The organism is Pseudomonas sp. CLCA07, from assembly GCF_053615335.1.
The window spans coordinates 5468767-5484727 of sequence record NZ_CM132131.1 but is presented as its reverse complement, the minus strand read 5'-3'; the positions used below and the strand labels follow the sequence as shown (position 1 = coordinate 5484727).

Annotated in this window: 10 protein-coding genes and 1 pseudogene; 3 read left to right on the top strand and 8 right to left on the bottom strand. The window is 61.3% G+C overall.

What is annotated here, in order from left to right; translation table 11 throughout:
• Nucleotides 1-56 precede the first annotated feature (56 nt).
• The 8 genes from ACWGZX_RS25165 to ACWGZX_RS25130 all read right to left on the bottom strand — a co-directional run bounded on the left by ACWGZX_RS25165 (nt 57) and on the right by ACWGZX_RS25130 (nt 13385).
• Entirely contained in the window at nt 57-590 is a 534-nt protein-coding gene (locus ACWGZX_RS25165; protein WP_452625895.1) for a response regulator, read from the bottom strand.
• A gap of 221 nt (nt 591-811) precedes the next feature.
• Nucleotides 812-1765 (bottom strand): peptidylprolyl isomerase, encoded by a 954-nt coding sequence (locus ACWGZX_RS25160; RefSeq protein WP_452625894.1) that lies wholly within the window; start codon nt 1763-1765, stop codon nt 812-814.
• A gap of 13 nt (nt 1766-1778) precedes the next feature.
• On the bottom strand, nt 1779-3329 hold the full coding sequence (locus ACWGZX_RS25155; RefSeq protein WP_452625893.1) for a cytochrome c/ABC transporter substrate-binding protein: 1551 nt from the start codon (nt 3327-3329) through the stop codon (nt 1779-1781).
• Nucleotides 3330-3338: 9 nt separating this feature from the next.
• Nucleotides 3339-3959, bottom strand: a complete 621-nt coding sequence (locus ACWGZX_RS25150) for an SCO family protein (RefSeq protein ID WP_452625892.1) — start codon at nt 3957-3959, stop codon at nt 3339-3341.
• The gene (locus tag ACWGZX_RS25145) at nt 3956-4612 is read right to left on the bottom strand and encodes an SCO family protein (protein ID WP_452625891.1); all 657 of its coding nucleotides are present in this window, start codon (nt 4610-4612) and stop codon (nt 3956-3958) included. Before ACWGZX_RS25145 ends, ACWGZX_RS25150 begins: the two co-directional genes overlap by 4 nt.
• A gap of 13 nt (nt 4613-4625) precedes the next feature.
• On the bottom strand, nt 4626-6578 hold the full coding sequence (locus ACWGZX_RS25140; protein WP_452625890.1) for a YncE family protein: 1953 nt from the start codon (nt 6576-6578) through the stop codon (nt 4626-4628).
• A gap of 174 nt (nt 6579-6752) precedes the next feature.
• Complete coding sequence (gene mnxG, locus ACWGZX_RS25135) at nt 6753-12569, bottom strand: manganese-oxidizing multicopper oxidase MnxG (protein WP_452625889.1); 5817 nt, start codon at nt 12567-12569, stop codon at nt 6753-6755.
• 207 nt (nt 12570-12776) lie between these two features.
• The gene (locus tag ACWGZX_RS25130) at nt 12777-13385 is read right to left on the bottom strand and encodes a lytic transglycosylase domain-containing protein (RefSeq protein WP_452625888.1); all 609 of its coding nucleotides are present in this window, start codon (nt 13383-13385) and stop codon (nt 12777-12779) included.
• 195 nt (nt 13386-13580) lie between these two features.
• Here ACWGZX_RS25130 and gspG point away from each other — a divergent pair, with 195 nt between their 5' ends.
• The 3 genes and pseudogenes from gspG to ACWGZX_RS25115 all read left to right on the top strand — a co-directional run.
• Nucleotides 13581-14015 (top strand): type II secretion system major pseudopilin GspG, encoded by a 435-nt coding sequence (gene gspG, locus ACWGZX_RS25125; RefSeq protein ID WP_452625887.1) that lies wholly within the window; start codon nt 13581-13583, stop codon nt 14013-14015.
• A 12-nt stretch (nt 14016-14027) separates the two neighbouring features.
• Nucleotides 14028-15215 (top strand): type II secretion system F family protein, encoded by a 1188-nt coding sequence (locus ACWGZX_RS25120; protein WP_452625886.1) that lies wholly within the window; start codon nt 14028-14030, stop codon nt 15213-15215.
• 150 nt (nt 15216-15365) lie between these two features.
• A pseudogene (locus ACWGZX_RS25115) lies at nt 15366-15920 on the top strand (hypothetical protein); the annotation flags it as partial.
• Between the last annotated feature and the right edge of the window lie 41 nt (nt 15921-15961).

Here is a 15961-nt window from a genome sequence, read left to right as displayed (position 1 = left end):
GCCCTGTCGGCGCGGCGAGTCATTGCGGCGTGTGCCGGAACGTCTTGTCGCGCCAATTACTCCCCGGTGAGCAGTTGTTCGTCGTCTGGCGCCAAGGAGGCCGAGGTTTTTTTTCGGCGATCCGCAAGCACCCAACTACCGTCGTACAACTGCAGCGGGAAACTCTCGGTCCTGCTCTGGCGTCGTTCGACGAATCCTTCGCTAGTGCTTACGCCCGTTCTGGGTTCGCGCTTCATCCCTAAAAGGTCACAGACTGCACGGGCCAATTCCGCCAAAGGAAACGGTTTGAACAGGATATGGCTGACTCCCAGTTGCCGGGCCCGCTCACATACTTCAGCGGTTGGGTGCCCGGTAATCAACACATAGTGGCACTTCCTGTTTGGGCGGACGGCATCTAGCACCTCAAAGCCTTCCATATCGGGCAAGCGGTAATCGAACACCATCACATCGGGTGCAAATCTTTCGACTTCGCCGATAGCCTTCGCACCGTCGTTCGCTACCAGGACTTCCAGCCCCTGCGCCGCCAGATAATCCTGGAGGTTTTGTGCAAGCAGCTGTTCGTCTTCAACAACCAGTATTTTGTTCAACAAGGTCGACTCCTTGTAACCACAGGTCCGATATTCGTGCCTGGGAGTACGTGCCCTAATTAGGCTAACGCACACTTCATGCCAGACTGAGAGCCGGTTTTCGACCGGAACATCTCTTTGATTCTCATGATAAAACTTTTTCGCTCACGAATTCCGTCCCCCAAAAACGGGGAAGCGTCAGGATTTGCAATGATGCTTTCCCCACTATTGGGGGGGGACAAGCGTTAATCATCATCAATCCGTTCGATTCGATTGCTTGATCGAAGCTGCGCCAAGACTTGCAGGCGAGCCTGAGCCTGTTCCTGTCGGGCAAGGTACGCCCGTACCATTTCAAGCCCCTGCGTTTCTGTGACATCGGCCGCATCCCAGTGGTTCTTTAGATAAATCAAATGCCAACCCAGTGGCGTGCGCACCGGCTCACTGACGTCACCCGGCGCCAGAGCAAAAGCCGCTGCTTCGAACTCCGGCATCATGCGCCCACGAGGGAAAGTGCCCAAGTCCCCACCTTCGCTGGCAGTCGCGTCTTCGGAGCCGGCCTGGGCAACGCTGGCAAAGTCTTCACCCTGGCTAATTTTCACGCGCATCTCTATCAAGCGTAGCCGTGCCGCTTCCACTGTGGCGGCATCGGCACCCTGGGGCACCTTGATCAGGATGTGCCGGGCCTGAATTTCTTCCGGCCGGTTTATGTCGGCGCGGTGTTCCTCGTAAAACGCCCTGACCTGTTTTTCATCCGGCTTGCCCACCTGAATCAGGTCGGCAAAGACCTGCTGGGCCGCCAACTCACGGCGGGTGTATTCGGTAAAACCGGCTTCATCGAAACCGGCGTCTTCGAGCCGGCGGGCAAACACCTCGGGGCCACCGATCGCTTGCCGGGTCTGGGCGACCTGGTTTTGCACGTCGGCGTCGCTGATCACCACGCCGCGCTTGACCGCTTCCTGCCACAACAACTCCTTGTCGATCAACGCATCCAGCGCCTTCTGACGCAGTTGCTTGTAGGCCTTGGGGTTACGAATGTTGCCCACAGCCCGGCCCTGATCTTCAAGGAATTCGGCGAAATAGCGCTCCAGGCGAAACTCGGAAATCTCTTCTCCATTAACCCGCGCAGCGGCCGGCCCGTTGCTGCAGAACGCCACCGGGGCCCACAGTGTCAGCAGTATCAGCACAGTGTTGAGTTTCATGATCGACCTCCGTTCAAGGCATGACACTAATGGGTTTGTAGGGGGCAACCAGGAAGAAGCGCTGGCCGGGCAGGTCCACCGTGACGACATGCGCTCCACTCAAGCCCTGGCGTCGACCCGGGCCAAAGCTGATCAGCGGGGTCAGCCCGGTATCGAAATTGTGCAGGCCTTCCAGGGCACTGATGAGCTTCTCGCGGCTGGCGTCGCGCCCGGCCTGCTTCATGCCTTCGCTCAACAGTTGCATCGAACTGTAGGCGCCCACTTGCAGCACTGAGTGCTGACCGCCAAGCCCCTGTTTTTCGCGCAATTGCGTCAGCGCCAGGCGTCCGGCCAGCGTCCAGTCACTGGGCACGAACGGGTAGGCCAAAAACAATCGACGGGAAAATCCACTGGGCACGTTCAACACCTCACCGGCCACCTGATTCGACGCGGCGAACAGGTAAGGCACCTGCCCCGCTGTTTGCAAACGTTCGGCCAGACGACAGAAGCCGCTGCCACTGCCCAGGTAAAACACCGACCGCGAACCCAGCGGCAGTTCGTCTTGTGCCTCGTCCCAGGCTTGCAGGCGCACTTGTTTCCAGGCGTTATCTTGCAAGTACTGACCAAGGTTTTGCGCCGCCAGCCGTTGGCTCGGTTCGTCCGGGTAGGTAATCAGCGTCGGCCCCTGGAGCACACGCAAACTGGCCGCAGCGTAGTTGGCCAGGGCGATCAGCTGTTCGCGCAGCCCCGGCAACGGTTCAAAGATTTGCCGACTGGCCTGCGCCGAGCCCTGCAACGAAAGCGGCCCGATCAGCGGAATCCCCACCTGTTCCAGACGCGCCGCCAGGTCCGCGTCCAGCGCCGGTGCCAGCGGTGCAATCAGGGCGAACACTTGCTCCTGCTCGATCAATTGGTCCAGCGCCCACTCGGCGCTGGCGCGGTCCAGGCCAGGATCGAGAATGGTCAGGCGCAATTGCCGACCATGGATGCCACCCGCCGCATTAATCCGCGCCACGCTGCCCTTGAGCACTGCCGCTACGGTGACACCCTCGTCGGCCAAGGGTCCCTGACTGGGCAACAACGTACCCAAGTGCAAACTGTCGGCGGTCAAACCGGGGTCGCGGTCTTCGGCCACACGCTTGAGGTAGGCCGTGAGGTTGCGTTGATCTTTCATCGACAGCACGAACCGCGGCATCGCCGGGTCGAGTCGGTTGTTGGCTGAGTCGCGACCTTGCGCAATGGCGCGGGCCAGCGTGCCCTCGGTGTAAGCCGGATAGTCGCGACCGTTGATTTGCTCCTGGCCATAGCGGCTGGAGAGCCGCGACCAACTGATGTCCGGGGGACGTACCCCGCCTTCCGGCCGCCCCTGACCGTCAGCGCCATGACAGTTGGCGCACGGCAAGCTGCTGGCCGGCAGCAACATATCGGCGGCGCCGACCCTCGCCATGACCGGTTCACCACTCTCGGACACGCCTTCGCGGTACAGGCGTTTGCCCGCACTTTCGCTGGGGGTCAACGCTAATGCATAGGCGGCGAAAGGAGTGCCGCCAAGCAGTAGCAGGCCGAAAACGAGGGAGGTTTTCATGATGCGCACTCAGCGACCGGCCACGGGCATGGTCAGCAACTGCAAGCGCTGAGCAATGGCGGCGGCCGTGGCATCGGGACGGATTTTGCTCCAACGCTTGTTCGCCACATCACCGACGATCAACTGCGTTGAATGCTGTTCGGGGGTCGGCACAATCTGGCCGATACGCCCCAGGACAAGGTCCATTTGCGCCTTGTCGCCGGTAAGAAAAAGCCAGTGGGGCCCATCGACGCCCTGCTTCAAGGTATAGGCCTTGAGTACCGCCGGTGTATCACGCAGCGGATCACTGGTAAGGGAGATAAAGGTGATGCCATCCGCCTTGTCGCCCAGCAACTCACGCACTTCCTTGAGCTTGCGGGTGATCAGCGGGCAGGCATCGTTGCAACTGGTGAAAATCACGTTTAGCAGCACCACGCGGTTTTGCAGCACGTCACTGTAAAAACGCAAGGTCTCGCCGTTCTGATCCTGCAACGGCGTGTCGGTGAACCAGGTTTGTGCGTCGTACGTGCCGGTCGCCGGTTGCGCGGCAGCCACTGCTGGCGCGGTTTCTTCGTGCCCTTCGTGGGCAAACGCCGTCAAGCTGAACAGGCCAAAGCACATCGACATGAGGGTCAAGGTGAGTGCTCTCATGGCTGTTGCTCCATGGCAATGGCGGTGTGTTTGACGTGGGTATTGCGCTGGCCGCTAAGTTTCTCGACTTCACGAGTCAGCACCGCCGGGTCCGTGAACCCGTAGTAGCGTGTCCAGTGACGGCTGTTGCCGTCGCCGACGAGGATCAATGGCTGATGGTTCTCAAAGTCACCGCTGAACGAGCCGAGACCTTTGAGGGTTTCATTGATCGACTGCGAACTGCCGGTCAGCCAACTCCAGCCCGGTCCATTCTGGAAGTTGCGGGCGTAGTCGTTCAGGCGTTTGGCGTCGTCGCGCTGCGGATCGACGCTGATCGACACCAGTTGCACCTCGCCGCCGACCCGCGCACCCAGTTGTTTTTGCACCTTGCCCATGATCGAGGACACCACCGGGCACACCGTGGTGCAACTGGTGTAGATGAAGCTCATGACCACGATTTTGTTGCGGATCAGGTCCTTTTCCAGGCGCACCGGTTTACCGTCCTGGTCCACCAGTGCCACATCGGCGAATTTGACCTGGGCACTTTCGGAACTGGCGCTTTGGGCCGGTATGTCGTGCCCGGCATGCTCATCCGCCGAATGCGCCAGGGCTTGACCGATACCGGCAGTCAACAGGCAGAACGTCAGCAATCCACGATTTGCGAAACAGTTCATGTCAGTGTCCTCTTCAGTTCGTATTGCCGGGCAGAACCCGCACGCTGGCAAAAGTCTTGTCGTCAAAATTCGCACCCAGCGACGCCGCACGGACGTGCAAGTACCACGCGCCGTTCTGGTCCAGGGTCACCGGAGCCTCATAGATGCCGTTGCCCACGTCGAGGGCGGCGACTTCCTGAACCCGTGAAGTCGGGGCGAGGAAGTAGCGCACCTGCACATCCTTGACCCCGCTGCGCTGGGCTTTCTGCTGACCCTCGACGATGCGAAAGCGCACCACGTAAGGGCTGCCGATGGCGGTCGCTGCCTTGTCGAGCATGAACTCTACTTTGGGCATGCCAGCGTGCTGGACGAGTTGTTTGTCGGGCTCAACCAATGCCGTGAAGCAATGGATGATGTTCGGTTGATTGAGCAGAAACGCCACGTCGAAACGCCCGGCCGAGGGCAGCTTGATCCGCGCGCTGTACAGCCCCGGTTCGACCTCGCGCAGGCTGCGGTCGATGACCATCGCCGCCCGTGCCACTTGCCCGCGATTGGGGTAGCCGGACATCGGCGCATTCATGCCTTCGGCGTAGAAATAGGTAGTGTTGTCGACCGGATTGACCACAAACACCGCGTTGTCGTCCCGCGACACCGCCAGGCTCGACGCCAGCGGCAGATCACCGACCAGCCGTGGCGGCTGCGGCCCGGCTTCGAAACCCTGGCTGATCGGCGTGCGACCCTGGCCCAGCGACGACAGGTTGATCATCGTGACTTTGGCCGACGCCAGTCCGCGTACATAGGCATACGCTTTGGTAAACACCACTTGATACGGCTCGGCCGACACGTCCACTTCATGGATCAGCGAGTCGGTGGCGGCGTCGATTACCGAGGCCTGGTTCTCCAGCGTGTTGAGCACAATGCCGAATCGACCGTCAGCACTGAACCCCATCGGCCCAAGTCCCTGCTTCACCTGGATCACCCGACGCACCGCCAGGCTGGCGCTGTCGACCACGGTCACGGTGCCGTCCTGGCCATCGGCGACATACACCGCCTGGGACAGCGGCGAGTACGCCACGGATAGCGGGTGCGAGCCGGTCTTGAGTTGTTTGCTCACGGTCAGGCTAGCGATGTCGATGATGCTCAATGTGCCGTCGTCGCGGTTGGTGACGAAGGCAAACCGGCTGTCCTTGCTGAAGGCGATTTCGTGATGCCCGGCCCCGGTGGCCAGGTGTTTGAGGGTCTTGAGGCTGTGGGTGTCGATCACCGTGACGCCGGACTCGTCGGCTTTCGACGCATTGTTGCCGACCCACAGCAAACGTTCATCCGGTTGCAGGGCCACACGCACCGGGTTGCTGCCGGCAGTCACCGACTCCAGCAACTTGAATTGCTCGCTGTCGATCACCGCCACTTCCCCGGCCGTCGGCATCGACACAAACACCCGTTTGTTGTCCTTCTGGGTTACCCAATCCATCGGCGGCTGTTTGAGGTTGATCCGTGCCATGGTGCTGGTGATGCCCCCCACCGACACCGACGGGTCGACCACCGAAACGCTGGCATCGCGATTCATCACCAGCAGGAAATAGCTGTTCAGGTCCAGTAACGGCCGCGCGCCAATGCTGGATTTGAGGAACACCCCGACCCGCGACTTGCAACTTTGCTCGCGGCCTTGGGCCTGGTCGGCGGCGACGGTTTCGGGGTCGAGCCAGGCGCCGGGATTGACGCCCGACAACGGCTGGCCCGAGGCACTGTCGTTGACCCGGAACTGCACGTCGGCGAACTCACCTTCGTGCAGCACACCGTCCTTGGCCAACGGCTTGACTTCAAGCGCCACCGAAATACCGTCACGGGAGAGACTTTGGCTGCTCCAGGTGTCCGGCAGGGCGACCTTGCTCGGCATGTCGGGCGGCGCGGTGCGCCAGACGCCGAGGCTGATCAGCGCGCCCCCGACAACCAGCGCACAACTGGCGATTTTGATAGTCCTGTCCATCCGCTCTCTCCCCTCTTTAATTCTGTACCCTGTGGCGAGGGGGCTTGCCCCCGTTGGGTTGCGAAGCAGCCCCAAAATCTCTGATGCAACAAGATCCTGTGAGTGCTACGCACTCAAACGGGGCGGTGCGGCGGTCCGACAAGCCCCCTCGCCACATCTCTCTCATCTCTCGGCCTACGGAGTCGGCGCCGGTTCAGGTTCGTTGGTCACCCGCAGCAAACCCCAAAGCCCTGCGGTATTGCCGTACGCCGCGTAATCACGAAACAGGTAGTCGCCCGGTATCGCATTGCTGCCCCCGGCGCTCGGGTGCATGAAGCTGAAGTGCGCCGCCGGCAGGATGCTTTCGTGGGCGCCGATGTACATCGACATCGGGTTGTAGCCGAACCGCACCGAACCCACGCCAGGCGTCCACATCGGGTAACCGCCGGTGTCGCTCTTCTCCGACTGGAACGGGTTGACCGACCAGACGTGACCGTCAAGCTGGAAGGTCGAACCGCGGCTGCCACCGGTCGGCATCAGGATGTGGGTGCGGAACGGTTGCCCCGGCTTCGCATACAGCACCGGCGTTTGCGGATCGCCTCCCACCAGCGCGTTGCTAAAGGCCATGTGCGCGTTGGGCACGTCGCCGTAACCAAAACCGTTGGCGTGACCGAAAGGTGCATCCGGCGGCAGGCCGAAGCGGTACCACATCGGTTCGGTTTTATAGTTGATCGCCATGCTCGAGTTGTCCTGCGGATCAGTCGGCACACCCGCTTGCGAGGCAATACCTTCGACCGGACGACCATTGGCCCAACGCATGTTCAACGCCTTCTGCCAGACCATCGCAAAGTCGCGGTAGCTGGTCTGCCCAGGTGCGGTGACCGTGGCATTGACTTTGCGCGTGTCTTCAACCCAGGTCGCGCCGACCGGCAGGATGCTCATTGCACCACCGAGGCCTTTTTGTGGCTGCTTGATCACGTCCGCCGGGGTGAAATTCAACCCGCCAAACTCCACCGGCGTGGCGTTGATGTTGTCGACATTGCGCCCCCCTTGCATGTTCGGCTTGCCTTCGCGTTCCAGGTGCCCGGCGTAGTACTGATAAGTACGAGTCGGGTACGCTCCGCTGTTGCCAACACGTGGAGGTACGGTCTGGATCGGATTGACGCCGACGTTGGTGCCGTCGGATTTGGTGATGTCATATGCCAGCAGTTGCGCGTGCAGGCCAACGTGGCTGGACGGCCGCATCAGGTTGTTGCTGAAGGTGGTCGAGCCTTCGCTGCCGTTGCGGTCACGCTTGACTATGCCCATCACCGACGCCGTCTGGGTCAGGTCCGGCATCACGCTCGGCAGGCGATTTTCCAGGGTGATGTTGATGCAGTCACCGGCCGCCGCGCGCAGCACCAGCGGTTCGACAGGTACACCGGATTTCAGCTTGCCGGTGGCCGGATCGAGGTCGGCCTTGCGCACGTACAGAATCGCGGTCGGGTCATGCAATGGGCCGCTTTGCCCGCCGATGGTGAAGGTCGTCCCGTCCTCAGGGTCGTTCACCGTGACCTGAGGAATGCTTACTGCACGGGAGTTGTACACCAACGTACCGCCCGCCGGATTTAACGCCCCGCCGACATGCTGGCCAAGCCCCGCCGGATCCGCCATGGACAGGTTCAGCGGATTGCCGAGGATGTCGTTGGCCAGTGCCGCGACTACTTCAAAGTTGCGTTGCACGGTGGGGCGGTTGCCATTGCCGTTCGGATTGGCGCCAACCCGTGGGCAAGTGCCATCGAATGCCGCGGTGTTGCGCGCGCCGATCGGCTTCGGGTTGTTTGGCAGTACAAACAGATCGTTGCGTTGCGCGGTGTAGTTGCGCATCACGCCCCAGATTCCGCTCCAGTAACCTTCCAGGGACGCATCCATCGAGTACAGATAATCCCCGGTGCTCGCCGCCGAACTGGATAGCATCGAGACGGGCGCAATGAAGCCCATCTGCTCGGAGATCCCGATCATTTGCGACGCGCGCCAGCCGGAGTTGGAGCTGTTGCCGAAACCGGAACCGTTTTGCAGCCATTTCACGCCGTGCAAGGTCACGTTGTGCTCTTCTTCGTGACCGCCGGCATGCACCCGCAACCGCACATTGTCACCGGTGTAGGTACGCAGCATCGGCGTGAACGGGTCACCCGGCTCCGCACCGCCACGGTTGATGTGTGGCGGAAACAGCGTGGTGCCGCCGGTTGGGCCGGTGGCGGCGGTGACCTGGTTTGGCGCCAGGTTCATCGCCGGGATCGCCCGGTCGGTACGGCTTTGCATGGCGTACGCGAGGTCGCCGCCGAGGCCGTCGGCCTGCATGCCGCGCTTGCCGTCCGGGCCGATCTTGTTCGGGTCGTACACCCGCAGGGCCAGCGGTTCGTTGCGGTAATTGACCACGAACATCCCCGGATCATCCACCGAGATGGCTTGCGGGCAAGGCCGGCTTGGGCAGCCAGGCGACAGTCCACCGCGCGCTTCGACCACCTGTTCAAGCAGGGTTGCGGCCTCCTTGCGCACCGGCGGGTTGATCGCGTAACGGAAGCTGTCGGCGGTGGCCGGAAAGGCTTGCGCATCCGGCACGCCATTGGGGCCGGCGCCGACGTACACACCGGCTTCATAAGCGTGCTGGAAGTCGCTGTATTCGAGGAAGAACTCACGGAAGCTGTCGTTCTTGCCGTCGCCATCCAGATCACCGGTAGACACCACCGCTTGCCACGAGGTCGGCCCGCCATCCTGCCGCGCGCCGCTGTACAACGGCTCGCCGGTTTCGGCGTGGAACCAGGTGGAACCTGCTGGCTCTGCCAGTACGGTGGCGTACAGACCGATTTGTTGGTGCGTCGATGGGCCTAAGTGGTCGTGGGTGAAAATGGTCCCCAGGCCACGGTCGACACCCTTGGTGTTGACCACCGGATCGACAAACCAGCGCTGCATCGCCGTGCGCGCGCCCACCCAGTCAGCCCGGCCATATTGGCCAAAGAACGGATGCGCCTTGGCCACCGGGCAGACCGGCGTGCCGTCACGCGGGTCGGTGCCTTCGCACTGGTTGAATAGACGAATGGCGTGGATGCGCTCTTGCACGGCACCGGGGGAAAGCACGCCGTCTTCATAGTTCCAGCCGTTGGCCGAGCCGTCAGCGGCGGTCAGGTCCCATTTGGGCAGGTGAATGTGCTGGCCGATCACGTCGGTCGGTGTGCGCACCTGATAGTCGTCCATCTCGTAGATGGCCGGCACCAGGTTGGTTTGCTGATACTGCACGCAGTCGAAGGTGTTCATGCGCATCACCAGAGGCTCCGGCGGACGCTGTTTGGTGATCACCGGCCAGGCGTCTTCCCACAGCGCCAGAATGCGCGCTTGCGGGAAGTGGTAGCCGACCTTGTTGTACACCGCATCAAACTGGATGTTTGCCGCTTTGTAGATGCGTGGGCGGTCGGCGGTGAAGGTCGACGAACCGGTGAACGACAAGCCGTCGATCCGTTCGCCGCTGTTGAACTCGCCCGTGCCGGCGCTGGCGGTCAGGCGTTTTTGCCGATCGTCCATGCACGGTTCGTAGTACGGCGCACCCGCCATCGGCAAGGCGCCGTTGGTGCGGAAGTTGCGCGCCACCACTTGATTGCCCGGCAGTACGGCGTAGCTCGCGTGTTCTTTTTTGGCGTGGAACGCCATGGCCGCCTGTTCGACTTCGGTGCCTTCTTCAGGCATGTAGATCGGTTTGGCCCGGGTCACTTCCTTGGAGAAATCCAGCGAAGTGGTCACTGTGTGCGCCTCACCACCCGAGGAGAATCCATCCAGTGAGTGGCGCCCCAATCCACCGTCCCAGCCACCGGACTGCGCCGGATCAAGGTTGGCCCACAAGGCATTGCCGCTGGTTTTCAGGGATTGCGCCTTGGCGGCGTCAAGCATGTCCAGCGGCGGGGTTGGCGGACGTTGGCCGACCGATGTTTCCATGCCGCCGATCCAGAACGGATAGCCAGGGTTTTTCAGGCTGCCGTCGGCATTGCGGTTGGCTTCGCTGCGGTCGACCAGGGCCAGGGAACCGATGGCTTGAGCACCACCGCTGCCACCGTGATGTTCGCCGTCGTCATCGCCATTACCGGCCACCAGGGTTTCGCCGATCTTCGGCACGACCGCCACTTTCCCCGGCATCGGCGCCATGGCTTTGCCTGGCAGCGGCACCACTGCTGGAATCGGCGTGCCGGCAATGATCTCGCCATCAGGCAAGGCCCGGGCACCCGCCGCCGGTTTACCGCTGCGCAGGGCGTAAGGTTCGCTGTGATAGCCGTCGTTACCTTGTTGGGAAACTTCGAGTTTGGTGCCCTCTTCAAACACATCGTGCACTCGCCACATCGCCCACATGCCTTGGGCAAAGTGCGGATAGAAGTGGCAGTGATAGATCGCATCGCCCGCCACTCGGTTGCGGTTGCCCGAACCACCGTTGGCGATTTCGTAGGTGTAACCGGCGCCCGGGCCAATGCCCTGGGCGTCTACATAGTCGGAGTTATCGTCGTTGGGGTTGAACAGCCATTGATGGCCGTGCAGGTGGAAGATGTGTTGCTCGTGGCCATTGTGTGTGTTGCGGAATTTAACGAAGTCACCGATGTAGCTGTGGTTGACGTTCGACGGCTCGGACGGATACAGCGCCATGGTCGCCTTGACCCCGATTTGATCGGCGCGTGGCGTTTCACCCGGACGAATGCTTTCCAGGCCGACGTTGGCCGGTACGTCCACCAGCATCGCCACGTCCCCCACGGTGTGGGAGCTGAGGAAGAATTCTTCGTAGGCGCAGGACAGGCAATCGTGCATCGGCCCGACGCCCAAACGGTTGGCCACCACCTCGGCGCCCATACCGCCGGAACCGTAATTGATCATGAACGAGTCGCGGGTCGGCTCCAGCACGTGGGCCATCACCGGGTCAGCCCAATACGCCGGGAATGCCTGGGTCGCGGCGGTTTCATCCTGGAACTGCGAAGCGAAATCGCGGAACGGTTCCAGCCGGTTTGGCAGCGCCGGGTTGCGTTTGCCGATGGATTCCAGCGGATAGGTCGAGGGCGCAAAGCTGCCGTCGGCGTTGCTGCCCATCACGATCGCGTCGCTCTCGCTGGAGATGATTTCATTGCCGTCGACCATGTTGATGATCGGCGTGCCGGCCTTACCTTCACGGATCCACGGCTCACGCTGCGGGTAGCGCGCCTGGTAATCGACAATCGGCTGGCCGGCCGGAGTACGGCCAGCGCTGGCCAGGCGCATCTCTTCTTCAGTCAACGTGTTGCGATAGGTACGGCCGCCCCTGGGTACCACCACCACTTCGCCGAACAGACCGTTGGCCACGTTGCCCGCATCGCCCTCCCCGCCGAAGGTGGCGCCACGGCTGCTGGCGGCAAACGCGCCTTCGCGCTCGGCGTACAAGGTGTAGGAACGGGTGGCGCCAGGCGGGATCAATGTATTGGCGTTGCGTCCGGTAAAAGAGGCGATGTCGTCAATGCTGTTAACCGCTTGCAGGCCGTTTACCTGGAAGCCGACGTGACGGTCGGTGACTTGCTCATCGACCTTGAATTCGTCGGCATTGCCGGTTGCTCCCCCTTCTTCACCCCCTTCTTCACCCTCGACTTCGGTCTCTTCGTGTTTGCCAGGGTTGGCCCGATACGCCAGCAGGTTTTGCAGGTTGATCGTCAGGCAATCACCGGCGGCCACACGCAGCACCAGTGGACGCGGACGCTTGTCGGGGCGCAGCGAGACTTTGCCCGGCACCGCCGCCCCGCCCCGGGCCAAAGACATATTGTTGTCATCGACCACGTCGCGGCGCAGGGCGAACATCATGCCATTAGCGTTCTGTGCACCCAGGCGGTTGAACATCAGCGGCTGATCCAGCGCCACGACGTTCGCCACCAGATTACGCTCGCAACGCACGGCTGCTTCGGCCAGCTCGATGCCGAGCATCGACGCCACCAACAGCAGCAGATGAAACAACGTCGGAGCGTAAGGTATGCCGGTCATGACCACGGGCCTCGCGGTGGGTGCTCACAGGAGTAATTCTCGACAAGTGCGGCAAAGCAATCCCCATGCCACAAATATTTTTGTTATTTTTCAGCTAGTTATATTGATAACTTGATAAATCGGGGGGGTATTCCCCACTTATTCCCCCACTTTTCTGCCGGGGCAAAAATTCCCCACTATTGGGGGTTGTCGGCACGCCGTTTTCGATTACAACGGCGCATCCACGGCCAGACCCTGCAGGCGGCGGTATTGGCGTAAAACATCCGGTACGTAACGCTGGGTTTCGGCGAACGGCGGGATTACTCCGCCACGGCTGAGCACTGCCTGCGGCCCGGCGTTGTAGGCTGCTACCGCAAGGGCAATGTCGTTATCGAACAGGGTCAACAGACGCTTGAGGTATTTGGCGCCGCCCTGGATGTTGGCCTTCGGATCGTAGACATCCTTGACGCCCATCTCCCGCGCGGTGTCGGGCATCAATTGCATCAGCCCGCCAGCGCCCTTGGGGGACCTTGCGTCGGCGTTGTAACGGGACTCGGCGCGGATGACCGCATGCAACAGTGCCGCCGGCACTTCATTGGCCGTGGCGGCCGCCGAGACCAGCTCGGCATAGGGTTGCGCGGCGATCATCTGGGGCTGCTGATCGAGGCTGACGACCGCCGCGGCAGGCTCGTGAATGACCCGTTCATAGGTGCGGCCGGGACGGTGAACGTTGGACAGCACGTAGCTGCCCTTGGCGTCCACGGAAACGAATACGTCGGCCTGTGCAACGCTGGTCAGCAGCAAATATCCGAGTAATCCAGTGGTGAGTGTTTTCATTGTTCTACCTCCCCTGGCCGGCCCCGAAAATTGGGGGTATTGCCCCAGTGGCCGATCGTGAATCAGCCATATGCAAGCTCTGCGCCGTAAGCGCGAAGGCCCATGGCACGGGGAGTCCAGAAGGTTGCCCAAAGCTGAGCATGGCAATTGCATAAACCTTTATTGCGACCCTTCTGCCGATTGTGTGAGGTCATCATGAAACAACGTCTATTTCGTGCCCGGCGTACTCAACGCGGGTTCACCCTGCTCGAACTGCTGGTGGTGCTGGTGGTGCTGGGGCTGTTGGCCGGTATCGTCGCGCCGAAGTATTTCGCCCAACTGGGCCGTTCCGAAGTCAAAGTCGCCAAGGCGCAAATCGAAGGCCTGGGCAAGGCACTGGATTTGTATCGCCTGGAGGTCGGCCATTACCCGTCGACCGAACAGGGCTTGCAGGCGCTGGTCACTGCGCCAAGCGATGAAACCCGCTGGACCGGCCCTTACTTGCAGAAAAAATTGCCCCAGGACCCATGGGGTCGTAACTACACCTACCGCTATCCCGGCGAAAACGGTGAGTACGATTTACTGTCCATGGGCAAGGACGGGCAGCCCGGCGGCGAAGGCGAAAACGCCGAAGTCACCAGCTGGCAATGACGAGGGGAGACCATGCGCTTTCATCTCAAAGCCGTGGGCAAGGCCGGTGTGGTCTCGATGACCGTCGAGGCCCCCGGCCACAGCGAAGCCCGGCGAATTGTCGAAGACCAGGGCATGCGGGTGGTCAGCCTGCACGCCGAGCGGCATTGGCGCGCCTTGCGTCTTCAAAAGCGGGAGAGCTTCAACCTGGTTTTATTCAGCCAGGAACTGACCACATTGCTCAACGCGGGCCTACCGTTGATCGATGCGCTGGAAAGCCTGGCCGAAAAAGAATCCGCGCCACAAGCCCGTAAAACCTTGAGTGAGCTGGTGCGCTTGCTTTATGAGGGCAAATCGTTTTCCCAGGCATTGGGCCAGTTGTCGGGGGTTTTCCCGCCGTTGTACGTTGCGCTGGTACAGTCCAGTGAAAAGACCGGTGCCGTGGGCGAAGCCCTGGGCCGATATGTCAGCTATCGCCAGCGCATGGACGAGGTTCGCCAGAAAATCGTCAGCGCGTCGATCTACCCCATGCTGTTGCTGGTGGTGGGAGGTGGCGTGGTTTTGTTTTTGATGGGTTACGTGGTTCCGCGCTTCAGCCTGGTGTTTGAAGGTCTGGGGTCGAACCTGCCGTGGCTATCGCAAGTCCTGATGACCAGCGGGATGTTCCTCCACGCGCATCAGGGCGAATTCTTCGGCGGGTTGCTGGCGCTCATCGCCGCCCTCGCCTTCCTCCAGCGCCAACCGGCCTTTCGTCGGGGCGTAGACCGTCTGATCGAAAAACTCCCGGCGATCCATCAACGCATCTTCATGTATGAACTGGCGCGCTTCTACCGCTCGCTGGGGATTTTGCTGCAAGGTGGCATTCCCCTCGTCACGGCCATGGGCATGGTGCGTGGCCTGCTCACCGTGGCCTCCCGCACACGCCTGGACGCAGCCTGCGAACGGGTGCGCGAGGGTCAATCGCTGTCGGCTGCGCTTGAGCTCAATCACCTCGTGACCCCGGTATCCCTGCGTTTGCTGCGTGCTGGCGAGCAGTCCGGCAACCTCGGGCAAATGATGGAGCGTAGCGCCGACTTCTACGACGAAGAAATCAGTCGTTGGCTCGAATGGTTCGTAAGGCTGTTTGAACCGCTGCTCATGACCTTCATCGGCCTATTGATCGGGGTCATCGTGATCCTGATGTACATGCCTATTTTCGAACTGGCTTCAAGCATTCACTGACCCTCTGGAACAGGGTCGAGCAGTACGTTGCATTTTTTTCGACGTTACATCTGAATAAATCAGAACACTGAGGTGTTCTTCTACTGAATCGAGCAGCACGTTGCATTGTTCATCAACGCTCCAACCCTGAACAAGAAGATGGAGAACGACATGCACATCAACAAGCTTTTACTTGCAGTAGCTATTGGCGCAGTCCTGTCGGCGTCCACCGTATTGATACCGGACAGTTTGTCCAGTATGTCAACTGCTCAGGCCAAGGATGGTGGTGGGGGTGGCGGCGGGGGTGGCGGGGGTGGCGGCGGTGGCAATGGCGGTGGCGGCGGTGGCAGTCACGGTGGTGGCGGCAACAGCGGCGGTGGCGGCGGCAGTCACGGTGGTGGTGGCGGCAACAGCGGCGGCGGTGGCGGCAGTCACGGTGGTGGCGGCAACAGTGGCAGCGGCGGTAATAGCGGCAGTGGCCACAGCGGCAGCGATCACAGCGGCAGCGACCATGGCTCGAGCCATTCCGGCAACACAGCCTCCTCCAACTCCGGGCGCAGTGGCACGCACGCCGAACCTGGCGATGACCATGGTGTTCATCGTTCCGGTGAAGTGGCCCACGACAATGGCGTTCATCGTTCCGGTGAAGTGTCCCACAACCAAAATGGCGTTCATCGCTCCGGTGAAGTGTCCCACAACCAAAATGGCGTTCATCGCTCCGGTGAAGTGTCCCACAACCAAAATGGCGTTCGTCGCTCCGGTGAAGT

Coding starts and splice junctions, on each gene's coding strand:
- ACWGZX_RS25150 (WP_452625892.1), bottom strand. CDS start 3,959: ATGAGAGCACTCACCTTGACCCTCATGTCGATGTGCTTTGGCCTGTTC.
- ACWGZX_RS25130 (WP_452625888.1), bottom strand. CDS start 13,385: ATGAAAACACTCACCACTGGATTACTCGGATATTTGCTGCTGACCAGC.
- ACWGZX_RS25145 (WP_452625891.1), bottom strand. CDS start 4,612: ATGAACTGTTTCGCAAATCGTGGATTGCTGACGTTCTGCCTGTTGACT.
- gspG (WP_452625887.1), top strand. CDS start 13,581: ATGAAACAACGTCTATTTCGTGCCCGGCGTACTCAACGCGGGTTCACC.
- ACWGZX_RS25120 (WP_452625886.1), top strand. CDS start 14,028: ATGCGCTTTCATCTCAAAGCCGTGGGCAAGGCCGGTGTGGTCTCGATG.
- ACWGZX_RS25160 (WP_452625894.1), bottom strand. CDS start 1,765: ATGAAACTCAACACTGTGCTGATACTGCTGACACTGTGGGCCCCGGTG.
- ACWGZX_RS25140 (WP_452625890.1), bottom strand. CDS start 6,578: ATGGACAGGACTATCAAAATCGCCAGTTGTGCGCTGGTTGTCGGGGGC.
- mnxG (WP_452625889.1), bottom strand. CDS start 12,569: ATGACCGGCATACCTTACGCTCCGACGTTGTTTCATCTGCTGCTGTTG.
- ACWGZX_RS25155 (WP_452625893.1), bottom strand. CDS start 3,329: ATGAAAACCTCCCTCGTTTTCGGCCTGCTACTGCTTGGCGGCACTCCT.